This window comes from Streptomyces sp. NPDC043867 (genome assembly GCF_056435845.1).
On record NZ_JBWKDS010000038.1, the window covers coordinates 27,923 to 51,287 of the forward strand.

16 protein-coding genes are annotated in these 23,365 nt (G+C 73.1%); 3 read left to right on the forward strand and 13 right to left on the reverse strand.

Translation table 11 applies throughout. The annotated features are described in order from the left end of the window. Positions 1 to 174 precede the first annotated feature (174 nt). The gene (locus AC069T_RS29870) at positions 175 to 3,051 is read left to right on the forward strand and encodes a bifunctional glycosyltransferase/CDP-glycerol:glycerophosphate glycerophosphotransferase (RefSeq protein WP_478785709.1); all 2,877 of its coding nucleotides are present in this window, start codon (positions 175 to 177) and stop codon (positions 3,049 to 3,051) included. Between the two features lie 33 nt (positions 3,052 to 3,084). On the opposite strand, the gene AC069T_RS29875 is transcribed toward AC069T_RS29870, so the two are convergent. Both AC069T_RS29875 and AC069T_RS29880 read right to left on the reverse strand, forming a co-directional pair. Beyond that, positions 3,085 to 3,834, reverse strand: coding sequence for an ABC transporter ATP-binding protein (locus AC069T_RS29875; RefSeq protein ID WP_478785741.1), 750 nt, complete (start codon positions 3,832 to 3,834; stop codon positions 3,085 to 3,087). A gap of 76 nt (positions 3,835 to 3,910) precedes the next feature. Next, positions 3,911 to 4,831, reverse strand: coding sequence for an ABC transporter permease (locus AC069T_RS29880; RefSeq protein ID WP_476751234.1), 921 nt, complete (start codon positions 4,829 to 4,831; stop codon positions 3,911 to 3,913). A 160-nt stretch (positions 4,832 to 4,991) separates the two neighbouring features. On the opposite strand from AC069T_RS29880, the gene AC069T_RS29885 reads away from it, so the two are divergent. Then, positions 4,992 to 5,630 carry a TetR/AcrR family transcriptional regulator gene (locus AC069T_RS29885; RefSeq protein ID WP_478785710.1) on the forward strand — a complete coding sequence of 213 codons (639 nt, stop codon included), beginning with the start codon at positions 4,992 to 4,994 and terminating at the stop codon, positions 5,628 to 5,630. A 79-nt stretch (positions 5,631 to 5,709) separates the two neighbouring features. Here the strand turns inward: AC069T_RS29885 and galE are convergent, their stop codons facing one another. From galE to AC069T_RS29905, 4 genes are all read right to left on the reverse strand, one after another. Next, positions 5,710 to 6,690 (reverse strand): UDP-glucose 4-epimerase GalE, encoded by a 981-nt coding sequence (galE, locus tag AC069T_RS29890; protein ID WP_478785711.1) that lies wholly within the window; start codon positions 6,688 to 6,690, stop codon positions 5,710 to 5,712. A gap of 75 nt (positions 6,691 to 6,765) precedes the next feature. Further along, complete coding sequence (locus AC069T_RS29895) at positions 6,766 to 8,358, reverse strand: glycosyltransferase family 2 protein (protein ID WP_478785712.1); 1,593 nt, start codon at positions 8,356 to 8,358, stop codon at positions 6,766 to 6,768. Positions 8,359 to 8,413: 55 nt separating this feature from the next. After that, positions 8,414 to 9,679, reverse strand: a complete 1,266-nt coding sequence (locus AC069T_RS29900; protein ID WP_478785713.1) for a glycosyltransferase 87 family protein — start codon at positions 9,677 to 9,679, stop codon at positions 8,414 to 8,416. 129 nt (positions 9,680 to 9,808) lie between these two features. After that, positions 9,809 to 10,321, reverse strand: coding sequence for a MarR family winged helix-turn-helix transcriptional regulator (locus tag AC069T_RS29905; protein ID WP_478785714.1), 513 nt, complete (start codon positions 10,319 to 10,321; stop codon positions 9,809 to 9,811). Between the two features lie 124 nt (positions 10,322 to 10,445). On the opposite strand from AC069T_RS29905, the gene AC069T_RS29910 reads away from it, so the two are divergent. After that, complete coding sequence (locus AC069T_RS29910; protein WP_478785715.1) at positions 10,446 to 10,859, forward strand: organic hydroperoxide resistance protein; 414 nt, start codon at positions 10,446 to 10,448, stop codon at positions 10,857 to 10,859. 46 nt (positions 10,860 to 10,905) lie between these two features. Here AC069T_RS29910 and AC069T_RS29915 read toward each other — a convergent pair whose 3' ends face one another. The 7 genes from AC069T_RS29915 to AC069T_RS29945 all read right to left on the reverse strand — a co-directional run bounded on the left by AC069T_RS29915 (position 10,906) and on the right by AC069T_RS29945 (position 23,307). Next, complete coding sequence (locus AC069T_RS29915) at positions 10,906 to 12,492, reverse strand: hypothetical protein (protein WP_478785716.1); 1,587 nt, start codon at positions 12,490 to 12,492, stop codon at positions 10,906 to 10,908. A 153-nt stretch (positions 12,493 to 12,645) separates the two neighbouring features. Beyond that, positions 12,646 to 13,941 carry a hypothetical protein gene (locus AC069T_RS29920; RefSeq protein ID WP_478785742.1) on the reverse strand — a complete coding sequence of 432 codons (1,296 nt, stop codon included), beginning with the start codon at positions 13,939 to 13,941 and terminating at the stop codon, positions 12,646 to 12,648. Positions 13,942 to 14,045: 104 nt separating this feature from the next. After that, the gene (locus AC069T_RS29925) at positions 14,046 to 16,247 is read right to left on the reverse strand and encodes a bifunctional glycosyltransferase/CDP-glycerol:glycerophosphate glycerophosphotransferase (RefSeq protein ID WP_478785717.1); all 2,202 of its coding nucleotides are present in this window, start codon (positions 16,245 to 16,247) and stop codon (positions 14,046 to 14,048) included. Between the two features lies 1 nt (position 16,248). Next, on the reverse strand, positions 16,249 to 18,432 hold the full coding sequence (locus AC069T_RS29930) for a bifunctional glycosyltransferase/CDP-glycerol:glycerophosphate glycerophosphotransferase (protein ID WP_478785718.1): 2,184 nt from the start codon (positions 18,430 to 18,432) through the stop codon (positions 16,249 to 16,251). Positions 18,433 to 18,554: 122 nt separating this feature from the next. Next, entirely contained in the window at positions 18,555 to 20,879 is a 2,325-nt protein-coding gene (locus AC069T_RS29935) for a bifunctional glycosyltransferase/CDP-glycerol:glycerophosphate glycerophosphotransferase (RefSeq protein ID WP_478785719.1), read from the reverse strand. Between the two features lie 242 nt (positions 20,880 to 21,121). Then, entirely contained in the window at positions 21,122 to 22,030 is a 909-nt protein-coding gene (locus AC069T_RS29940) for a carbohydrate ABC transporter permease (protein WP_478785720.1), read from the reverse strand. Then, positions 22,027 to 23,307 carry a carbohydrate ABC transporter permease gene (locus AC069T_RS29945; protein ID WP_478785721.1) on the reverse strand — a complete coding sequence of 427 codons (1,281 nt, stop codon included), beginning with the start codon at positions 23,305 to 23,307 and terminating at the stop codon, positions 22,027 to 22,029. The genes AC069T_RS29940 and AC069T_RS29945 overlap by 4 nt, the downstream gene beginning before the upstream one ends. Between the last annotated feature and the right edge of the window lie 58 nt (positions 23,308 to 23,365).

Below are 23,365 nucleotides of genomic sequence, written 5' to 3' on the forward strand. Positions count from 1 at the left end.
TGCGCACCTGGTTCATGCGCACGTGATCCCTGCGTACGTCGAAGGGGGCGCCCCGGGCCGGCCGGTCCGGGGCGCCCCCTTTCGGCTGCCCCGGTCCCGGTGCCCGGCCCGGGCGGCGCGCCACCGGCCCAGTTCGCCGGGCCATTGTCGGCGGGACTATTTAGGATCAATGGGATGAACAGGGATCAGCTCCGTGCGCCCGCCATGTCCGTGATCGTGATCGTCTACAACGACGCGGCCAGACTGCCCACGGCCGTACGTTCCGTCCTGGACCAGACCCTGCGCGACATCGAGATCGTCATCGTCGACGACCGGAGCACGGACGGTTCGTACGAGGTGGCGCGGGAGATGGCCGCCGGGGACCCCGAGCGCATCCGCGTCCTCCGGCTGCCGGAGAACAGCGGCGGCTGCGGCGCCCCGCGCAACCGCGGCATCGAGGAGGCGCGTGGCGAGCACGTCGTCTTCCTCGACAGCGACGACGTGCTGGAGCGCAACGCCTGCCGCAACCTGCTGGAGGCGGCCGAGACCACCGGCGCCGACCTCGTCTGCGGCCTCTGCGTGCGCGTGCACGTCGACTCGCGCACGGGCAAGGAGGCCAAGTGGTACCCCTGGCTGTACGAGCGCACCCGCACCCTGGAGTCGATCTCCGAGCTGCCCGACCTGCTGGTCTACGACACCCTCTCGACGAACAAGTGCTACCGGCGGCGGTTCCTGCTCGACGAGGGGCTCCGCTTCCCGGTCGGGATCCACTACGAGGACCTGCTCTTCTCCGCCCAGGCGTACGTCGCCGCCCGCCGCATCACCCTCATCCCCGACCGGGTCTACGACTGGAACGTCACGGAGAAGCCGGCCCCGACCGGCGTGAAGTCGATCAGCAACCGGCGCCACGAGATCGCCAACTTCGCCCACCGCATGGAGATCCACCGCCGCGTCGACCGGCTCCTCGCGGACAGCGGCCTGCTGGAGCTGAAGTTCCACAAGGACGTCAAGTTCCTCAAGCACGACCTCGTGCTGCACCTGCGTGACCTGCCCTTGCGGGACGCCGCCTACCGGCAGGAGTTCGCCGCGATCGCCCGGCAGTACCTGGAGTCCATCGACCGCGCCGCCTTCGACCGGACCGAGCCCGTCCACGCCATCTGCGCCTACCTCCTCCGGATGAGCGACTGGGACAACCTGCTGCCCGCCGTGGACACGCTCACCAACCGCGACAAGATCTCCTCCTCGCTCGTGGAGCGCGACGGGCGCGTGTACTGGTGCGCCGAGCACCTCGACGACGACTTCGGCCGGCACGTCCTGGACGTCACCGAACTCGGCTGCCACGCCCGGCCCGTCGAGCGGATGTTCCTGCGCAACGCGCTGACCGGGTACGCGCGGTCCGGCCGCACCCTCCGGCTCGCCGGGCGGATCGTCAACCCCCTCGGCGTCGTCCCGCCCGGCGCCCGGCTCGCCGGGGAGCTGGAGTTCTACGCCCGCCGCAAGGGCGTCCGCCTGCGCACCCACCGCTTCCCGGTGACGACCCTGCGGCACGAGGGCGGCTCCCTCGCCTGGGAGACCACGGCCGACCTCGGTGCCGTCCGGCCCCTCGGCATCGTGGACGCCGTCTGGGACGTCCGGCTCCACCTCGACGTGGACGGGGCGCGCACCTCGACCCGGCTCACGGCGGCCGACGTGGACCTGGGCTCCGGGGCGCTGCCCGTGCGGCCCCGCCTCACCCGGCTGGTCGCCGACCGCATCGAACCGGTGGTCTCCGCCCGCGGTCACCTCGCCTTCCGGCTCGTGCCGGACAAGAAGGCCGCCGCACTCGTCCTGCGGGGCGTGCACGGACCGGCCGGCCGGCTCGCCAAGTCCGGGTACCGCAGAGCCAGGTCACTCCGGAAGAAGCTCGCCTCGGGCGACACCAAGCTCCGGATCTACCACGAGGTGTTCAGCCGCCTGCCCGTCAGGAAGGGCCTCGTCGTCTTCGAGAGCCACCTGGGCCGCCAGTACAGCGACAGCCCCCGGGCCGTCTACGAGGAGATGCGCCGCCAGGGCCTGCGGTTCGAGGCGGTGTGGTCGTACGCGGGCCGCCCGGACGGTTTCCCCGCCGACGCCACCCTGCTGCGCCGCTGGTCGCTGCCCTACCTCCGGGCCCTCGCACAGGCCGAGTTCTGGATCGACAACCAGAGCTACCCGCTGAAGCTCACCAAGCGGCCGGGCACCACGTACCTCCAGACCTGGCACGGCTCGGCGCTCAAGCGGATGGGGTTCGACGACGCCGAGTGGAAGCTCAGGTCCCGTGCCGAGCAGGAGGCGCAGCAGCGCACCCTGGACCGCTTCGACCGGTTCCTGATCCGCTCCGAGCACGACGTGCGCACCCTCGCGCGCGCCTTCCGGCTCCAGGAGAAGACGCTGCTGCGGGTCGGCTACCCGCGCAACGACGCGCTCGTGCACGCCAGACAGCGTGAGGAGGCGTCCGGCGGGGTGCGTGAACGCGGCCCGCTCGCCGCCGAGCTGGGCATCCCGGACGACCGGACGGTGCTGCTCTACGCCCCGACGTTCCGCAGGCGCGGTGGCGGGCGGCAGCGGTTCGAGCTGCCCTTCGACGTGGAGCGCTTCGCCGACACGTTCGGCGACCGTTACGTCCTCCTCGTCCGCTCGCACTACCTCAACCACGTGGTGCTCCCGCCGTCCGTGCGGGGCCGGGTCGTCGACGTCACGGCGCACCACGACATGACGCCGCTGCTGGCGCTCGCCGACGCCCTGATCACCGACTACTCGTCCGTGATGTTCGACTACGCCCTCCTCGACCGGCCCATGTTCTTCCTCGTCCACGACTACGAGGAGTACGTGCACGAGGGCCGCGGCACCTACTTCGACCTGCTGGAGCGGGCGCCGGGTCCCGTCGTGCGCACCGAGGACGAACTGCACGCCGCCCTCGGTTCGCTGGACGAGCAGGTCGTGAAGTACGCGGCCGCGCGGGAGCGGTTCGTCGCCGCCTTCGGCGAGTACGACCGGGGGACCGCCGCGCGCAGCGTCGTCGACCAGTTCTTCTCCGGGTGGCGGCGCGCCTGACCGTGCGCATCCGCGCTGCTGCCCCGCGGGCCGCTACTTCGCGGTGAACTTCTCGTACTCCCCGAGCACCTCCGCCGTGGGCCCGTCCATCCGCAGCTCGCCGCGTTCCAGCCAGAGCACGCGGTCGCAGGTGTCGCGGATCGACTTGTTGTTGTGGCTGACCAGGAACACCGTGCCCGCGTGCTTGCGCAGCTCGCGGATGCGCGCCTCGGAGCGCTTCTGGAAGGAGCGGTCACCCGTCGCCAGCGCCTCGTCGATCATCAGGACGTCGTGGTCCTTGGCGGCCGCGATGGAGAAGCGCAGCCGTGCCGCCATGCCGGAGGAGTAGGTGCGCATCGGGAGGGTGATGAAGTCGCCCTTCTCGTTGATGCCGGAGAAGTCGACGATCTGCTGGTACCGCTCCCGCACCTGCTCCCTGGACATGCCCATCGCGAGGCCGCCGAGGAACACGTTCCGCTCGCCGGTGAGGTCGTTCATCAGGGCCGCGTTGACGCCGAGGAGGGACGGCTGGCCGTCGGTGTAGATCCTGCCGTTCTCCACCGGGAGCAGGCCCGCGACGGCCTTGAGCAGCGTGGACTTGCCGGAGCCGTTGGTGCCGATCAGACCGATGGCCTCGCCGCGGTACGCGGTGAAGGAGACGTTCCTGACGGCGTGCACCCTGCGGACGCCCGCCGCCTGCTCGCTCTTCCCGCGTCGCAGCATCCGGTTGAGCGCGGCGGTGGCGGTGCCGCGGCCGGCGCCCGTGCCGTTGACCCGGTAGACGATGTCGACGCCGTCGGCGATGACGGTGGGGACGGGGGCGGCGTCGCTCGTGGTGGCTCCGGCCCCGTGCGGGAGTCCGGCTTCCTTCGTCGCAATGTCAGCCACGGCCGTAGGTCTCCTCAGCCTTCCAGAAGTAGATGAAGCCGCCGACACCGGCGACCAGCGCCCAGCCCGCCGCCAGCGCCCACACGTGGGCCGGTAGCTGGCTCCCGTGGAAGCTGTCGATCAGCGCGAACCGCATGAGGTCGATGTACACGGCGGCCGGGTTGCACTGCAGGGCGACCAGCACCGCGTGCGGGACGTCCCGGTCGTGCAGCATCCGGTCGATGCTCCACATGACACCGGAGACGTACATCCAGGTGCGCAGCAGGAACGGCATCAGCTGCGCGATGTCGGGCGTCTTCGCGCCCATCCGGGCGACGGTCATCGCCACGCCCGCGTTGAAGACGAACTGCAGCGCGAGCGCCGGCACGACGAGCAGCCAGGAGGCCCGGACCGGCACCCCGAAGCCGAGCAGGATCACCAGCAGGGCGGCCATCGAGAACAGCAGCTGCTGGAGCTGTTGCAGGCAGTACGACACCGGCAGGGCGGCCCGCGGGAAGTGCAGGGCCCGCACGAGCCCGAGGCTGCCGGAGATCGCGCGGGTGCCCGCCATGATCGAGCTCTGCGTGAACGTCCACACGAAGACGCCGGTCACCAGGAACGGGACGAAGTCCGGCACGCCGTGCTTGGTGCCCATCAGGATGCCGAAGATGAAGTAGTACACCGCCGCGTTCAGCAGCGGGGTCGCCACCTGCCAGACCTGGCCGAGCTTCGCCTGGCTGTACTGGGCGGTGAGCTTGGCGGTGGCGAAGGCGGTGATGAAGTGCCGCCGCTCCCACAGCCGGCGCACGTACGCGGGCAGCGTGGGGCGGGCGCCGCTGACGGTGAGGCCGTGACGCGCGGCGAGTTGCGCCGGGGTCTCGGCCGCCGGGGTGGTCACGGTCGCGGGGGGCGGTGTGTGGAGGACCTGGCTCACATCCGCTGCTTTCGCTCGGGGAGGGGTACGCAAAGGCCCCCGTCACCGGCGCTTTGCCGTCTGTTCACGTCGGGACGGGACCGTATCGTCGCAACGCGAGCGTAGAGTGATTCGACGTCGGAACGCAACCGTTTCGTCGTCGCGGCCTATGCTGGTCGGCATGACGACGAACGCCGACTCGACCGGACCGGGCACGGACACGGCGCCGCGCCGCAGGCCCCCCGCCGGGGCCGCCGTGCTCCGCGAGGACGTCACCGAGGCCATCCGCTCCGCCGTCTTCGAGGAACTCGCCGCCGTCGGCTACGCCCGGATGTCCATCGAGGGCATCGCCCGGCGCGCGGGCGTCGGCAAGACGGCCGTGTACCGGCGCTGGCGCTCCAAGCTCCACCTCGTGCTCGACCTGGTCTCGGCGGTCGCGGTCCAGGGCCTGCCCGCCCCCGACACGGGCACCCTCGAAGGCGACCTGCGCCTGCTGTACGAGGTCACCTCCCGCGCGCTGCGCCACCCCGTCGCCGGCCAGATCATCCCCGACCTCCAGGCCGAGGCGGCCCGCAACCCCGACATCGCCGAGGCCATGCAGAAGGCGCTGCGCGAGGGGCAGCAGGGCGTCGCGAGCGGGATCGTGGCGGCGGCCGTCGCCCGCGGCGAGATCCGCGAGGACGCCGACGAGGACCTCGCGCTCGACCTCATGTCCGGCCCGCTCTACTGGCGCACGGTCGTGGTCCGCGACCCGAAACCGCCCAAGAACCACCTGGCCGGCCTGGCGAGGGCCACGGCGGCGGCGCTCCGGGCCCTGTGACGTCCGGGCCCGCCGGCCGGCGGACCGGTGCGGCCGGGTCCACTGCCCGCAGGACCCGACCGCGGGAGGAGCCGGGGGCTCAGCTGCGGGCGGCGGCGGGGTGCAGGTGGACCCAGCCGTCCCAGGCCGAGGTGATCATGTCCTGGACGTCGTACTTCGCCTTCCAGCCCAGCTCCGTGGCGATGCGGTCCGCGGAGGCGACGACCCGGGCCGGGTCGCCGGGGCGGCGCGGGGTGACCGTCGGGGGAGTGTCGTAGCCGGTGATCGCGTTGATGCGGTCGACCATCTCGCGCACCGAGACGCCTTCGCCCCGGCCGATGTTGAGGGTCAGGTCCCTGCCGGGTGACACCTCCAGCGCCCGGGCCGCGGCCACATGGGCCTCCGCGAGGTCCACCACGTGGATGTAGTCGCGCACGCACGTCCCGTCCGGGGTCGGGTAGTCGTCGCCGAAGATCCGCGGCGGCGCGTCGTCCGTCAGCCGTTCGAACACCATGGGGACGAGGTTGAAGACGCCGACGTCGGCCAGCTCGGGAGCCGCCGCTCCCGCCACGTTGAAGTAGCGCAGCGACGCCGTGGACAGCCCCGTGGCCCGGCCGGTAGCGCGGACCAGCCACTCGCCCGCCAGCTTCGTCTCGCCGTACGGGCTCATCGGCACGCACGGGGTCTCCTCCGTGACCAGGTCGACGCCCGGCATGCCGTACACCGCGGCGGAGGAGGAGAACACGAAGGAGGGGACCGCGGCGGCCGTGACCGTCTCCAGCAGCACCCGCAGCCCTTCGACGTTCTCCCGGTAGTAGTGCAGCGGAAGCTCAACCGACTCGCCGACCTGCTTCTTCGCCGCCAGATGGACGACGCCGGTGACCCGGTGCTCCGTGCAGGTCCGGGCCAGCAGCTCCCCGTCCAGGGTCGACCCCACGACCAGCGGGACGTCCGCGGGGACCCGGTCGGCGATGCCGGTCGACAGGTCGTCGTAGACCACGGCCCGTTCGCCCGCCTCGGTCATCGCACGCACCACGTGCGCCCCGATGTAACCGGCGCCGCCGGTGATCAGCCAGGTCATGTCGGTCGTCCCCTCGTCAGTGAGCTCCGGGTGAGTGAGTCCCCGGCCGGTGGTCGGCCGGTGGTCGGTCGCGTATCAGTGAAGCAGGCGCGCCAGCCTGCGGCGGACGACTGCCGCCGCGCCTCGCGGACCGGGCGCGAGCCGCACCGCGAGCGCGCCCGAGTGCGTGGCGTACGGCTGGACGAGCAGGACGCCGTGCCGGGCGCTCGGGACGGCCGAGCGGCGCAGCAGCCCCGGCCCCGCGACCGCGTGGGCGGTGGTGTCGCGGCTCGTGCCGTCGGCGAACCGCAGCCGCAGCCGCAGGTCCCAGGTGCCCGAGCCCAGCGCCGGCAGGTCCACCGCCGTCTCGGCGGACCAGGTGCCGGCGCCGGGGTCCGCCGTGAGGACGGCCGTGCGGCGCAGCCCCGCCCGCCCGTCCTCCCGGCGCACGAACTCGACGTCCACCGAGCAGGGGCCCGCCTCCGCCATCCGCCCGTACAGCTCGTGCAGGCGCAGCCGCAGGCGCGTGCCGCGCGCGCGGGGACGCAGCTCCGCGTCCACGGCGGCGGGAAGCAGCCGCACCGGCCGCTCCAGCAGGTGGTCCAGCTCCACCTGGGGAAGGTCCGCAGACCAGACGGGTGTGCCGTCGGCGGCGCGCGCGTACGGCGGGCACAGCCGCGCCGGGCGGGCCGCCAGCTCCTTCACGCGGGCCAGGTCGCGCGGTTCGGCGGCGGCCCGGACGACCCGGGCGATCACCCGGCCCGGTGCCTGCGCCTGCGCGAAGTCGGCCGCGTCGAAGGCCGCGAGGTACGCGCGCGTGCACTCCCACCACGCGCGCCGGTACTCGGGGGCGCGCAGCTCCAGTTCGCGCGCGTACATCCGCAGTTCGTGGTCGAGGAACTTGACGCGCACCGCCCGCGCGAGCCGCTTCTCGCCGGCGCCGAGGAGGATCTCGTACGCGGCGCGGTTCGCCTCCGTGCGCGCGTGCCAGTTGCCGATGCCGGCGCGGTCGAGAGAGATGGACAGGTGCGCGGCCGACCTGCGGACGTGCCACACGTACACCCGGTCGGGGACGAGCGCGACGCGCGGTGCGGCGGCCAGGACGCGCGCGGTGAACACGAAGTCCTCGTAGGTGCAGCGGCCGTCGGGGAAGCGGATGCCGTGCTCGCGCAGGAACCCGGTGCGATAGAGCTTGTTGACGCAGAGCGTGTCGTGGACGAGGCGGGGCCGCCGCGCGGGGCGGGCGACCACGGCCGGCTTCGCGTACAGCTCGGGCTGCCAGCGGGTCTCGCGGCCCGACGGCAGCTCGCGCCGCACGCACAGGCCCGCCGCGACCTCGGCGCCGTGCTCGGCGGCCGCCGTCAGCAGCGCGTCGGCCGCGCCGGGCGGCAGTACGTCGTCGCTGTCCAGGAACATCACGTACGGCGCCGTCGCCGCGTCGATCCCGTCGTTGCGGGGGGTGCCGCAGCCGCCGCTGTTGACGGCGCGGCGCAGCACCGTCAGCCGCGGCTCACCGGCGGCCAGGGCGTCGAGGAGCTCCGCGCTGCCGTCCGTGGAGCAGTCGTCGACGGCGATCACCTCGCGGACGGCCGGACCCTGGGCGAGGGCCGAGCGCACGGCGTCCGTCACGTGCGGGGCGTCGTCGTAGCCGATGACGACGACACAGACCTGTGCGGGATGAGGATGCATGGCAGTCCACGACCGGAACGGTAGGAGTTGGGGGCAATCTACCGGTTACAACTGTTCAGTGCCTTGTGCGAAAGACGAGCGGAACCTGCCGCAGGCTTCGCAGGGGCGTGTCGGACGTCGCGTGGTCCGGTACCGGGAGCCCGGACCGCCACAGACGCCGGAAGGACAGCCCCGCGGCGCCGGCCAGCAGTCCGTTGCGTACGACCATCAGCAGGCAGCCCGTCCAGGTGCTGTCGACGACCTCCCCGTACAGGCCGGGGTACGCGACCGAGCTGACGGCGGTCGCCGCCACGATCAGCGCGGCGACGGGCCGCTGGGTGGTGTGCCGGGCCGTCAGGCACACGGCGGACAGGCCGAGCAGCCACACCATGTACTGGGGGCTGATCACCCGGCTGGTGACCGTGAACAGCAGGACGGCACTGAGCGCGGCGTCGTACGGCGTCGACGGCGTCCAGCGCCGGGCCCGCACCCGCCACAGCAGCAGCAGGCCGAAGGCGGCCACCGTGAGCGCGAGCGAGGCGGCGGCGACCTGCGGCACGTACGGGCCGACGAACTCCATGGCGCCGTACCGGTACCGCACCCGCCCCGGCCAGCCGGCGTGGCGCGCGAGGCCCAGGGCCGTGCCGCCGAGCGACTCGATCTGCACCCCGCGGCCCCCCTGCTGGCGCAGGAAGTCGAAGGGGTGGTCGAACAGGGCGGTCAGCACGGCGAGCAGGGCGACCGCCGTGACGACGGCCGACGTCCACGCCTCCCGGGTCGTGCGGCCCCGCGGGAGACCGATGAGTGCCAGGGCCGGCCAGACCTTCACCAGGGCGCCCAGAGCGGCGAACGCGCCGCACACCCGCGTGGACCGCGACACCGTCAACAGGGAGATGACGGCGAACGCTGTGACCTGCACGTCGTAGCGGGCCAGCGGGATGTGCAGCAGCAGCGGCAGGCTCGCCGTCCACAGCCACGCGCCGGCCGTGCTGCGGCCCGGCCGGGTGCCCGCGCGCGCGAGAGCGGCCGTGATCACCGCGTCCGTGAGGAGCGTGAGGGTCACGAACGCCTGGAGGTATGTCAGCGCCGGCAGCAGCGCGGGCGACAGCAGTACCGGGCCCGCGCCGGGCGGGTACTGCCACAGGTGGTCGCCCGAGGGATACGAGCCGTGCGACAGGACGCCGTACCACCGGAAGTACAGGTGCTCCACCTCGCGTGAGACGCCGCCCCTGCCGAGCGGGGCGAGGTGGTCGTGGGCCAGCATCCACAGCATCAGGGCGCGGGCGGCCGACCAGGCGACGGCGAGCGGGACCAGGCGGCGGAGTTTCGTCGAGGCGCTCATCAGGACGGGATCGTAAGCCGCACGGATGGGGAATACCGTCTGATGCGCGGTCAATACGCACGGATGCTGAAGAACACCACGAACTCGGCCCTGCTGCCGCTCGCGCTCGGCCTGCCGGAGCGGAGGTTCCTAGAAGCAGCCCGGTGTCTCCCCGGGGGCCGGTACCGTCAGCGCCGCCTCGTCCAGCGCCGAGGTCAGCCGGTCCAGGCGGGAGCGCAGCTCGTTGATCTCGCCGAGCTCGAAGCCGGTCGCGGCGGCGATCCGGCGCGGCACGAGCAGGGCGCGCTCGCGCAGGGCCGTGCCCTCGGCGGTGAGGTGGACGTGCACCGACCGCTCGTCGCGGGCGCTGCGCTCACGCCGTACGAGACCGGCCGCCTCCAGCCGCTTGAGCAGCGGGGACAGCGTCCCGGAGTCGAGGCGCAGATGCTCGCCCACCTTCTTCACGGGCAGCTCGCCGTGCTCCCACAGCACCAGCATCACCAGGTACTGGGGGTAGGTGAGCCCGAGGTCCTTCAGGAGCACGCGGTAGACCCCGCCGAACGCGCGCGAGGCGGCGTTCAGGGAGAAGCAGATCTGCTGCTCGAGGCGGAGGAAGTCCCCGTCGGGCGATGTCTGGGGACCCGGGGCGGGCGTGGCGGTCATACCTCCAGGATAGCTCTTGTCCATCATTCAGTTGTGCACAACTGAATTGCGTGCTCTACTAGTGGCTGTGCGGCGGCCGGACCGGCCGCCCGTCACCACCACGATGTGAGAGGGACGGTCTTCCATGGACACGCTCTACACCGCTGTCGCCACCGCCACCCACGGCCGTGAGGGCCGCGCCGTCAGTTCCGACGGCCGCCTGGACCTCCAGCTGGCCATACCGGCGCAGATGGGCGGCAACGGCGAGGGCACCAACCCGGAGCAGCTCTTCGCGGCCGGTTACGCGGCCTGCTTCGCCAGCGCCCTCGGCCTCGTCGGCCGGCAGGCGAAGGTCGACGTCACGGACGCCGCGGTGACCGGCGAGGTCGGCATCGGCAAGCAGGGCGAGGGCTTCGGCCTGGCCGTCACGCTGCGCGTGGAGCTGCCCGATTCCGTGGACGCCGCGACGGGCCGCAAGCTCGTCGACCAGGCCCACCAGGTCTGCCCCTACTCCAACGCCACCCGCGGCAACATCCCGGTCGAGATCGTCGTCGAGTAACCGATCCGCGACACCGTGAGCGCCCGGGGCCCTCGGCCCCGGGCGCTCACGCGACCCGCGCCAGCACCTCGCCCGTCGTCCGGCTCCACGCCACCACCACCGCCTCCCGCGGCACCCGCTTCCAGCGGGTCAGCAGCAGCCAGCGCACGTGGTAGCGCCGCACGACGGCGGTGCGTTCGGCGCGCGTCGACGCCGGATCGAGGTAGGCGCGGACCGCCGCCAGCCGCCGCAGCCGGGCCCCCTCGTCGAGCGAGGCGTCGGGCCAGGCGGGCGCCGCGAGGTTCGGCCCGTACCCGGCGATGGAGTGGACGGCGTAGTACCCGTCGGTGATCACGACCTCGCCGGGCCCGATGTGCCGCGCTGCCCACTCGTACGTCGGCCAGTGCGGCGGCTGCGCGAAGCCGACCGGGTCGACCGAGCGCGGCACGACCGCCCCGGCCTGCACGGTGAGGAACCCCAGGCAGGCCCCGACGGCCGCCGTCCCGCCGAGCGCGCGCCGCCAGAACGGCCAGGGCCGCGGCGCCGCGAGCTCCACCGCCAGGGCGAACTGCGGCGGCACCAGCGTCAGCCCGAGGATCCTGCCGTACGTGTAGTGCCCGCTGACCCAGCCGTACGCCACGACCAGGCACTCCAGGACGAACATCAGCACCAGCGGATCCCGGCCGGACCGCCACCAGCGCCCACCGCCCCGCGCCCGCCGGCTCCGCACCCACAGCGCGGGCACCCCGATCAGCGCCAGCCAGAACTGGTCGGGCACCCCCCGGTACAGCCGCCGGTGCATCGCGTCCACGCTGGTGTCGCCGGCCAGCGCGAAGACGTCGAAGTACGGCCAGCACGCGGCGACCAGCACAGCCGCGCCGCCCGCCACGCCCCACCGGCCGACGACCGCCCCGCGCCATCCGCGCTGCCACGCCGCCACGAACGCCACCGCGCCGAGCACCGCCGCCACCGACGTGATCGGGTGGACGAGCAGGATCAGGCCGTACAGGACACCGACCCCGGCGTACCCGGAGAAGCTCCTGAGGCCGCTCGGCCCGACGTACCGGACCGGTCCGCCGAGGCCGGCCGCACGCGACCCCGTGAGCGCCCACGCCCAGAAGGCGAGACCGATGGCGAACGTCGACGGGTAGCCGAGGTTGCCCGTCATCGACATCAGCCCTAGGTAGCCGCTCCACCAGGCCCGCTCGGTGCCCCACAGCAGCACCATCGCGAGCAGGGCCGACACGGGCGCCCAGGGACGGCGCGGCGCCAGTACCCGCACGAAGCGCCCGATGCCGGTCAGCAGCACCAGCAGGTTGACCGGCGCGGACAGCCGCACGACCTCCCAGCCCGGGAACCCCGTCACCCGGGCGAAGGCCCCCTGCGCGACGGCGTACGGCGAGTAGTACGGGCTGCCCGCGCCCGGCAGGTCGGCCATCGGGTGCCGCGGGTGCAGCAGCTGCGCCCTGAGCCGCTCCACGACCGCCGCGTGCTGGCCGAAGTCGCAGCACATCGGGACCCGCCAGTACGCGAGCGACATCACCAGCCAGAACAGGCCGCCGACGACCTGGTACGGGGTCGGGCGCCAGGACGGGCCGCCGCGCAGCGCCGTGGCGCCGTGCGCGGCGCGCCGGACGAGAAGGCCGGCGCTCACCGGGCGGAAGGGGTCGGGCGGGGCGGAGCGGGCAGCGAGCGGGGCGGAGCGATTCGGGGCATTTGACGTACGTTCCCGCTGGCGTCAACGCCCTAGCGGGGAGTCACCTCATCGGGGGATGCGCTCTTTCCCTTTCCCGCCGCCCGCCCCGCCCTAATGGGACACGGACGCGTCCCTGCGCAGCGGTCCGGGCACCGTGCCGGAGAGCTCCGCCCGGGGCCGCGCGGCCCGCTCGATCAGCAGCGGAAGCCCGAGCACCGGCAGCAGCCACGCCAGCACGATCAGCCGGTCCCCGTAGATGTTGATGTCCGGGTGCCCGGCCTGGTTGAGGACGCCGGTGAAGGCGGCCGCGAGGACGAGGACACCGAAGGCGGGGCGCTGCCTGAGCGCCCCCCACGCACCGGCGGCCAGCGACGCAAGGAACAGCGGGTCCCACAGCCGGCGGCGCAGCCACTCCACCCAGAAGTTCGCCTCCAGGTGGAGGAACTCCCGCCACGGCCGGCTCCGGTCGGGGCGCCCGAAGTGGCCGGTGAGCAGGTCCTGGAGGCTCTCCGACTCCGAGGGGTAGCGCAGCACCCGCGCCGCCAGCACGGTCGCCACGGCCGCACAGCCCGCCACCGCCGCGACCGTCCGCAACGGCCGCCCGAGCTCCTCCCACACCCCCCTGAGCACCGGCCGCGCCCCCCGCCGCCGGGCCCGCCGTCCGCCGATCACCGCGCACGCGCCCGTCAGGCAGACCCCGAGGAACAGCGCCTGCGAGTGCTTCACCGTGAACAGCAGCAGCAGGGAGCCGCCCACCAGGGCGGCGCCGGCCCGCACCCGGCCTTCCAGCGCCAGCGCACAGCCCCAGAGCGCCGCCAGGGTCAGCGCGAGGAGCAGGCCCTCGGTCATGGGCCGCATGGCGGTCGTGCCGCACGGCAGGACGAGGAAGAGCACCTGCCCGGTCAGGGCCACTGGGGCGGGGGCGCGCACGGTGCGCAGGACCAGGAACGCGAGGACGCCACCCACGACGGTGACGAGGACGCCCGCCGCCCACAGCCCCCACGTCACGCCGAGCACCGCGACGAAGGGCACCAGCAGCACCGGATATCCGGGGCGCGCCTCGAAGATCCGCATGAACCGGGAGGGCATGAACGGCACCGTGTGGCCGGCCGTCTGCCCGGCCCGCAGCCGCCCGTCGACCTGCCGCCACTGCTCGCGTCGGCACTCCTCGGTGACCCGCCGGGCGGGACTCGGCAGGTGGAAGCGGATCACGTCGACGCTCTGGTTGCGGCGCGCGATGGACGCCTTGCCCGCGCACACGTAGTCGATGGTCGTCGCCGCCGCCTCGCGCTTGTCCTCGCCGCGCAGGCCCAGGGCGTACGAGAGGTAGTTCTTGGTGTCGGGGGTGTCCCGGCCGGTGGTGTTGGCGAGCTGGAGCACCGCGAAGACCACCGCGACCAGGACCACCCAGTGCCGCGGCCCCGCCCGGTCCCGGAGCCGGGCGCGAAGGGCCCGCCCGTCGCGGAGCCGCCGGCGCGGCGGCCCGCCGGGGCCCGCCGGGGCGTCGGACGTCACGAGGACACCCGGACGTCGTGCCCCGCGGGCGCGGGCACCCGGACCGGCGCCGGGGCGTCCCGCTCGCCCAGCATCAGCGTCCGGACCACCCGCTCGGCCGCCCGGCCGTCGTCGAACTCGCAGAACCGCGACCGGAACCCGGCCCGCAGCCGCGCCGACTCCTCGTCCCGCCACGCCCCGGACGCGAACAGCCACGCCAGCTCCCGGTAGGAGGACGACACATGGCCGGGCGGGTCGGCCGTGATGTCGAAGTAGGTGCCCCGACTCGCCCGGTAGGCCCCCCAGTCGTCCGCGTGGACCACGATCGGCCGGTCCAGGTTGGCGTAGTCGAAGAGCAGGGCCGAGTAGTCCGTGACCAGCACGTCGGAGGCGAGCATCAGCTCCTCGACGTGCGGCTCGTCCGTCCCGTCGACCAGCACCCCGCGCCGGTGCAGCTCGGCGAGGCCGAAACCGCGCGCGGGCCCGTCCGCGAGCGACGGGTGCAGCCGTACGACCAGGGTGTGGTCCGCGCCGAGGTCGTCCGCGAACCGGGCCAGGTCGACGCGGTCGACGTGCCCGCCCCGGACGTAGTCGCGGCGCGTCGGCGCGTACAGCACCACCGTGTGGCCGGCCGGGATGCCGAGCCGGGCGCGGACGGCGGCGCCCTCCTCGGGCCGTGCCCGGACGAGGACGTCGTTGCGGGGACTGCCGGTGCGCAGCGAGGTGAAGTGGCACGGGTAGGCGCGGTCCCAGACCAGCTCCGAGTGCCGGTTGGCGACCAGGCTGTAGTCCCAGCGGTCGGCGCGGCGCAGCATCTGCGGCACGTCGAAGCCGTGCCGGGCGCCGGGCTTGCCGAGCAGGTCGGCCGCCATGTACTTCAGCGGAGTGCCCTGATGGGTGTGGATGTGGACGCTTCCGGGCCGCTTGGCCAGCGTGCCGGGCCAGTTGACGTTGTTGACGAAGTACGTGGCCCGTGCGGTGATCTGGTGGTAGCGCAGGGAGTCGGGCGTGACGTGGTCGATGCCGGGCGGCAGCAGCGGCACCTGGTCCTCGCGCACCACCCACACCGCCCTGATGTGCGGGGCGAGTTCACGGGCGGCGCGGTGCACGGCGGCCGGATCGCCGAGCACCCCGCGGTGCGAGAACGCCGAGTAGACGGCCAAATCCGGGTCCAGTGGCCGGAGTTCCTGCACGGCGGACCAGCCGTGCCGGATCCGTCCGGCGGCCGCCGCCCGCACCCGCTGCCCCCGCTCGTCGAGCGCCTTCGCGGCCCGCGCGGCCTGCCGGCGGACCCGGTAGCGGCTGTAACCGCCCTCCAGGACGCGCAGTTCGGGGGGCACCGGGCCGCCGCCGTACGTGCGGAACAGGGCGGCCGTACGCCGGAAGAACTCGCCCTTGTCCGCCTCGGGCAGCCGGTCCGGTTTGGCCAGGATGTCCAGGCAGTGCTCACCCATCTTGCGGTGCAGATACGGCCGCCAGCCGGACAGTTCGGGACGGGAGTCGACATACGCGAACACCCGCTCGTACTGCTCGTGGATGTCGAAGTGCTTGCGGCTGGTCGTGGACAGGATGTTGCCCTGGCGGCGCTGCCGGTAGGCGAGGCAGATCCGGTCCAGCGTGGCGATGCGCTCCGCGCTGAGCAGCGCCGGGAACGTCCACGGCGTGTCCTCGTAGTAGCCGGGCGGGAACCGGAAGCCGTGCTTCTCGACGAAGTCGCGGCGGTAGACCTTGTTCCACACCACCATCAGCAGTTCGAGGATCTGCGGGTGTTCGGCGGCGGTGAAGGTGCCGTCGCCGCCCTCGGCGAGCACCCGCGCCAGCACGTTGCGGCGGGTGCCTCCCCACCAGTAGGTGCGCGCGTAGTCGAAGACCAGCACGTCCGGGTCGGCGGTCTCGTCGAGCCGGTCGGCCATGGCGCGCAGCGCGCCCGGTGTGAGCGTGTCGTCGCTGTCGAGGAAGAACAGGAAGTCCCCGGTGGCGTGCGGCATCCCGGCGTTCCGGGCCCGCCCGAGCCCCACGTTCTGCGGCAGGTGCAGCACCGTCACCCGCGGATCACGGTCGGCGTACTCGTCGAGGATCGCGCCGCAGCCGTCCGGGGAGCAGTCGTCGACGGCGATCACCTCCAGGTCCGGGTACGACTGCTCCAGAACCGAGTCGAGGCACTCGCGCAGAAAGCCCTGCACCTTGAAGACCGGGACGATGACGCTGAAGCGGGGCACGTCAGCTCCTTACGAGGGTGGGGGCCGGGGTGCGCCGGGTGAGCGGGACCACGGGCGGGATCGCCTCCGGCGGTTCGCCGAGGAGCACCCGCCGCACGACACGCTCGGCGGCCCGCCCGTCGTCGAACCGGCAGAAGCGCTCCCGGAACGCGGCCCGCCGCGCGGCCGACTCGGCGTCCGCGTAGGAGCCGTCCTGGAACAGGCGCGTCAGCTCGCCCGGGGTACGGGCCACCTGGCCCGGCGGCCTCTTCATCAGGTCGAAGTAGCTGCCCCGCGTCTCCTGGTAGACCTCCCAGTCGTCGGCGTACACGACGATCGGGCGGTCGAGGTTGGCGTAGTCGAACATGATCGACGAGTAGTCCGTGATCAGCGCGTCCGCGGCCAGGCAGACGTCCTCGGAGGAGCGGTGCCGGGTCACGTCGATGATCCGCCCGCCGCTCCTCGGGCGGCCCTCGTCGTAGAAGTAGTGGGCGCGCAGCAGCACGACGAAGTCGTCCCCGGCCGCCTCGCAGAACGCCTCCAGGTCCAGCCGGGCGTCGAAGCCGGTGCTGTGGTCGCGGTGCGTGGGCGCGTACAGCAGGGCCGTCTTCCCCTCCGGGACGCCGAGCGTGCGCCGGACCCGGGCGACGTGCTCGGCGGTCGCCGTGTAGTAGACGTCGTTGCGCGGATAGCCGTACTCGAGGGTCTCGTACGAGCCGGGGAAGGCCCGCTCCCACATCTGGGTGGAGTGCGGGTTGGCGGACAGGTTGTAGTCCCAGCGGTCCACCCGGGCCAGCAGCTTGGCGAAGCTGCCGGTCGCCGCGGCCACCACCGGATACGTCGACTGGTCGACGCCCATCTTCTTCAGCGGGGTGCCGTGCTGGGTCTGCAGATGCACGCTGCCGGGACGCTTGACGACGCCGTCCGCGAAGTTGGCGTTGTTGATCAGGTACTTGGCGCGGGCCAGCACCTCCCAGGCGCGGTGGCTGCCGATCACCGCGTGGTCCAGCCCCTCCGGCACCGCGTCCACCGCGTCCGCCTCGACCAGGAACACCGAGCGGATGTGCGGGGCGAGTTCCCGGGCCTTGGCGTGGATCGCCGCCGGGTTGCAGGCGTAACCGCGGCCCCAGTACGCGCAGTACACGGCCAGGTTCTCGTCGAGGGAGCGCCGCAGGTTCAGCGCGTACAGCGCACGGGTGCGCAGCATCCGCGGCCGGGGCAGCCGCCGGCTCGCCGCGGCCGCCAGCCGGTTGGCGCCGCGCAGCGCCCGGAACGCGCTGTACGCGCCGGCCGCCAGCAGCCGGTGCTGCACGCCGAGACTGCCCGGCGGCGGCCGGAAACCGGCCGGGCGGTGGCGCCGGTGGAGCCGGGCCGCCCGGCGGAAGAAGGCCCGGCGCCGGTGCGCGGGCAGCCGCTCGGGGTGGGCGGCCGTCTTCAGCACCACGGTGAAGAGCTGCTCGAACAGCGGCTTCGCCCGGTCGGCCGGAAGCGCCTGCCCGGCGGCCCGGGTGAGTACCAGCTCCACCTGGTCGAGAAGGTCCAGCTGATGCTCGCCCGGCGCGTTCAGCCGGCTGCCCTGCCGGCGCAGCAGATGCCGTACGACGACCGTGCGCAGCACCGCGACCCGGCGGGCGGCGAGGGTCACCAGGCCGCCCCAGCCGAGGTCCGTGAAGTGCCCGCCCGGGAAGGCGAGGCCGTGCTCGGTGAGGAAGGCGCGGCGGTAGGCCGCGCTCCAGGCGGGCAGCGTGACGCCGGTGAGTCCCGGCGCCCGGTCGGGGTCGAAGGCACCCGCGGGCGTCCGGGGCAGCGGGGGCGTCGCCGTCTCCACGTCCCACCAGTGGACCCGCTCGTGCTCGAAGTGGAGGACGTCCACCTCCTCGTCCCGCAGCCCCGCGTCCAGGGCGGCCAGCGCGCCCGGTGCCAGCTCGTCGTCGCCGTCGAGGAAGAGCAGATACGTGCCGGTGGCCGCCGCCGCGCCGGTGTTGCGGGCCGCACCCAGCCCCGCGGACGGCGGGGAGTGGACCGGGGTGACCCGGGGGTCCCGCCCGGCGTACGCGGCGGCGACGGCGCCCGCGGGGGAGTGGGGCGCGTCGCAGACGGGGATCAGCTCGAAGTCGCCGAAGGACTGGGCGAGGACCGAATCCAGCGCCTGGGACAGGCGCCCGGCGACTTCGTGCGTGGGGACGACGATGCTGAAGCGGGGCATGCTGCTCTTTCTCTCGAGGGACGCGGAGCCGGTGGGTCATCGCCCCGGCCGGCCGGCGGTCGCCAGGTGGCGGGCCGGGTCGGCGTGGGCCGCGACGAACTGCGGGGCATGCGTACTCCGGTTCAGAGGCCGTCGGGGGCGACGGGAGCGGCGACCCCCGCCCCGGGCGTCGGCACGGACGGCAGGGGCGGGACCTGCGCGGCACCGGCCGGCCCGGACGGTGACGTCGTGAGCGCGGCGGCGGGACGGCTCGCCGCGGCCGACGGCACCGGGCGGCGCTCGGCGAGCGGCACCACCGCGGGCAGGCCGGCCCGCTCACCAAGCACGATCCGGCGCACCACCCGCTCGGCGGCACGTCCGTCGTCGTGCGGGCAGAACCGCTCGCGGAACGCCGCCCGCAGCCGGGCCGAGCGCGCACCGCGCCAGTGGCCGCTCGCGAAGATGTCGACCAGCTCGTCCTCGCTGCGCGCGACCGCGCCCGGCGGATGCGACCGCACGTCGAAGTAGGTGCCGCGGGCCCCCTCGTACGCCTCCCAGTCGTCGGCGTACACGACGATCGGCCGGTCCAGGTTGGCGTAGTCGAACATCAGGGACGAGTAGTCGGTGACCAGCGCGTCCGCGGCCAGGCACAGGGTCTCGACGCTCGGGTGGTCGCTGACGTCGATGAGGCGGCCCTCCGAGCCGTGGGCGAGCGGGCCGCCGTGGGAGGGGTGCGCGCGGGTCAGCAGCACGAAGCGCGGGCCGAGCCGGCGCAGCACGCGCTCCGGGTCGAGGGTGTGGAGCCGGCCGCGGCGGTAGTCGCGGTAGGTCGGCGCGTACAGGACGGCGACGGACGTCTCCGGAATGCCGAGGGACTCCCGCACCCGGGCCACGTCCGCGGAGGTCGCCCGCTGGAACACGTCGTTGCGGGGCTGGCCGTACTCCAGCGTCGTGTAGGCGCAGGGGAAGACACGCTCCCAGACCAGGGTGGAGTGACGGTTGGCGGAGAGGCAGTAGTCCCAGGTGTCGGCCGTGCGCAGCAGCGCGGCGAAGTCCGTGCCGCGGGCGGCCGCCGGCCGGTCCTGGAGGTCGAGTCCCATCCGTTTGAGCGGGGTGCCGTGCTGCGTCTGGATGACGACCTGGCCGCGGCGTTTGACCAGACGGCGGTCGAAGCCGGCGTTGTCGACCAGGTAGGCGGAGCGGGCGAGTGCCGTCCAGTACGCGGCCGAGCCGGGCCGCACCCGGCGGGTCGCGGGCGGCACGGTGTGGTGGTGCTCGGCGTGCGCGATCCACGTGGTGCGGATCTGCGGGGCGAGCGTGCGGAACGCGGACTCCAGGGCGCCCGGGTTGCAGCCGTAGCCGAGGCCTCCGTGACTGGCGAACACGGCGCGGTCGGCGCGCAGCGGCAGCCGGAGCTGGACGCGGTAGTGGACCTGGAGCGCCGCCTCGCGCGTCCGGTGTCCCACGCGCGCGGCCAGCCGCCGTGCCCGCCGCCTGAGGCGGGACGCCAGCGACAGCAGCCGGTAGGTGCGGTGGCTGCCGAGGCGGATCATCGTGTGCCGCAGCCGGACGCGCGGGCGCACCGGGGCGCCCGGCGTGCGGTACCGCGCGTAGTGGGCGCGGGCCCGGCGCAGGAACTCGGCGCGGGAGCCGCGCGGCAGCCGCCCGCGCCGGGTGAACACCGTCGCGATGTGGTCGACCATCCGGTGGAACAGGACCGGACGCCAGTGCGCCAGCTCCGGGCGCGCGTCGAGATACGCGAAGACCCGGTCGTACTGGTCGAAGATGTCGAAGTGCCCCCGGCAGGTCGTGCCGAGGATGCTGCCCCGGCGCCGCTGCCGGTAGTGCACGCAGACCCGGTCCAGGGTGGCGATCGTCCCCGCGGACATCAGCGCCGGGTAGGTCCAGGGGGTGTCCTCGTAGAGCCCCGGCGGGAACGTGAGGCCCTCGCGCTCGGCGAACTCCCGCCGGTACGCCTTGTTCCAGACCACCATCAGGACCTTCAGCAGCCCCGGCCGGTCAACCAGCCGGAAGGGCGCGGGCCCCTCCTCGGTGAGCTGGCCCGCCAGCTGGTTGCGGACGGTCTCGCCCGACCAGTACGTGCGCGCGTAGTCGTAGACCAGGACGTCCGGCTCGGAGGTCTCCTTCAGCCGGTCCGCGATCGACCGCAGGGCGTCGGGGGTGAGGGTGTCGTCGCTGTCCAGGAAGATCAGGTAGTCCCCGGTGGCGCACTGGAGGCCCGCGTTGCGGGCACGGCCCAGGCCCACGTTCTCCGGCAGGTGCAGCGGGCGTACGCGGGCGTCGCGGGCCGCGAACTCGTCGATGATCGCGCCGCAGGCGTCGGGTGAGCAGTCGTCGACCGCGATGAGTTCGAGATCCGGGTAGGACTGCTCAAGCACCGATTCGAGGCACTCGTGCAGGTATGCCTGAACCTTGTACGCGGGGACGATGACACTGAACCTGGGCAAGGGACATCCATGGGTCGGCGCGGGCACACTGCCCGGGAACGGCCGAAGGGGTGACCTGGTTACGCCACATGCGGCATCCGGGGGACGCGGGCGCGGGGACGTGCGGGCGTCCACGCCCCGGGACGCCGAGTGCGCGGTCCCGCGGGAGGGGTGCGCACACGCCGAGGGGCGGGCCGGCCGGGCCCGCCCCTCGACTGCCGTACCTCGGCGCCCGCTGTACGCGCCCGCCGTACCGTGTGCGCCTACTTCACGGCGCCCGCCATCACACCGGACACGAACTGCCGCTGGAACGCGAAGAACACCGCCATCGGGACCACCATCGAGATGAAGGCACCCGGCGCCAGCACGTCGATGTTGTTGCCGAACTGGCGTACCTGCGTCTGCAGCGCCACCGTGATCGGCTGGGTGCCGGACTTGGTGAACACCAGCGCGACCAGCATGTCGTTCCACACCCACAGGAACTGGAAGATGCCCAGCGAGGCGATCGCGGGCCCGCCCAGCGGCATCACGACCCGCAGGAACAGGCGCAGTTCGCCCGCGCCGTCGAGACGGGCCGCCTCCAGGAGTTCCCTCGGGATCTCCGCGAAGAAGTTCCGCAGCAGGAACACCGCGAAGGGCAGTCCGAAGCCGACATGGAACAGGATCACCCCGAGGATCGTCCCGAAGAGACCGAGCTTGCCGAAGAGTTCGGCGATCGGGATGAGCGCCACCTGCACGGGCACGACCAGCAGGCTGACCACGCCCAGGAACCACCAGTCGCGGCCCGGGAACTCCATCCACGCGAAGGCGTATCCGGCGAGCGAGCCGATCACCACCACCAGCACCGTCGCCGGGACGGTGATGAGCACCGTGTTCACCAGGGAACTGGTGATGTCGCTGTTCTCCAGCAGCTTCTGATAGCTGTCCACGGTCAGCTGCGAGGGTTCGCTGAAGACCTTCCACCAGCCGCTCGCGCTCATGTCCTCGGGCCTGCGCAGCGACGACAGCAGCAGTCCGATGGTCGGCACCAGCCAGAACAGGCCGACCAGGATGAGGAAGAGCCGCAGCACGCCCCCGCTGACACCGCTCGCGAGGCGCGAGCCCAGCGACCGCTTCGGCCTGACGACCTCGACGGGCACCGTCTTCACAGGACTGTCGGCCTGCGTGGTCATCGTCGTACCTCCCGCCGCAGCCTGCGGACGTTGAACAGCATCACCGGGATGACCAGCAGCAGCAGGAACACGGCGATCGCGCTCGCGATGCCCGGCTGGTCCTCCGAGAAGCCCTTGCGGTACAGCTCCAGGGCCAGCACGTTCGCGTCGTCCTGGGACGAGCCCGGCGGAATGATGAAGACCAGGTCGAACACCTTCAGCACGTTGATCATCAGCGTGACCGTGACGACCGCGAGGACCGGGGCGAGCAGCGGCACCGTGACCCTGCGGAACACCTGCCACTCACTCGCGCCGTCCACCCGCGCCGCCTCCAGCAGCTCGCGTGGCACGCTCGCGAGCCCCGCCGCGATGAGCACCATCGCGAAGCCCGCCCACATCCACACGTACGAGCCGATGACGGCCGGGGTGACCAGCGAGGGACCGAGCCAGTCCACGCCGTTGTACGCCTCGCGGAAGTTGCTCGCCGGGAGCCGCAGCACCGCCCCGTCCGCCTTGCCGGACAGGGTGAACGTGCCGTCGCCCGCGACCTTCGTGGAGTCGACGACCTCGCCGTCCTTCACGGCCTCGATCCGCATGCCCGCGTAGCCGAGCTCCGAGCTGTCGACGCCGCCCAGCTCGCCGACGCCCTTGCCGCGGGTGAAGTCCTGCCAGGCCGTGCCGGTGACCTTGCCGGGCTCGGCCTTCGCCGGTGCGGCCTTCTCCGCGCTGCCGGGCATCTGGTCGGGGGCGACCCCCACCAGGGGCAGCGTGACGGGCTGCCCCGCGCTGACCGTCGTGCGGGTGACGAAGCCGCCGCCGTCCGGCTCGAGCGGCGACTCCCGGCCCGGGTGGGCCTTCGGGAACGCGGACGACTCCGCGAAGGTGTCGTGCACCCCCACCCAGACCGCGTTGGCGACACCCTTCTCCGGGTCCTGGTCGTACACCAGCCGGAAGATGATGCCTGCCGCGAGCATTGAGATCGCCATCGGCATGAAGACGACCAGCTTGAACGCGGTCCCGAAGCGCACCCGTTCGGTGAGCACCGCGAAGACCAGACCGAGGGCGGTCGAGATCGTCGGCGCGAACACCACCCACAGCACGTTGTTCTTCAGGGCCGTGCGGATGCCGTCGTCGGTGAACAGCGCCCGGTAGTTGTCGACGCCGGCGAAGCCGTCGCCAGACTGGTCGAAGAAACTCCGGACCAGCGAGTACCCGATCGGGTAGACCACGAGCGCGCCGAGCAGCACCAGGGCGGGCAGCAGGAACAGCGCTGCCACGGCCTTGCGGGTGCCGGTCACGCTCTTGCGGGTGTGAGCCGCGGGAGGGGCCGGAGCGGCCCCTCCCGCCGATACCGAC

Bases quoted from the DNA above. Each gene is read 5' to 3' on its own strand.
- AC069T_RS29895 (WP_478785712.1), bottom strand. From the start codon at position 8,358: ATGCATCCTCATCCCGCACAGGTCTGTGTCGTCGTCATCGGCTACGAC.
- AC069T_RS29930 (WP_478785718.1), bottom strand. From the start codon at position 18,432: ATGCCCCGCTTCAGCATCGTCGTCCCCACGCACGAAGTCGCCGGGCGC.
- AC069T_RS29870 (WP_478785709.1), top strand. From the start codon at position 175: ATGAACAGGGATCAGCTCCGTGCGCCCGCCATGTCCGTGATCGTGATC.
- AC069T_RS29940 (WP_478785720.1), bottom strand. From the start codon at position 22,030: ATGACCACGCAGGCCGACAGTCCTGTGAAGACGGTGCCCGTCGAGGTC.
- galE (WP_478785711.1), bottom strand. From the start codon at position 6,690: ATGACCTGGCTGATCACCGGCGGCGCCGGTTACATCGGGGCGCACGTG.
- AC069T_RS29885 (WP_478785710.1), top strand. From the start codon at position 4,992: ATGACGACGAACGCCGACTCGACCGGACCGGGCACGGACACGGCGCCG.
- AC069T_RS29905 (WP_478785714.1), bottom strand. From the start codon at position 10,321: ATGACCGCCACGCCCGCCCCGGGTCCCCAGACATCGCCCGACGGGGAC.
- AC069T_RS29900 (WP_478785713.1), bottom strand. From the start codon at position 9,679: ATGAGCGCCTCGACGAAACTCCGCCGCCTGGTCCCGCTCGCCGTCGCC.
- AC069T_RS29910 (WP_478785715.1), top strand. From the start codon at position 10,446: ATGGACACGCTCTACACCGCTGTCGCCACCGCCACCCACGGCCGTGAG.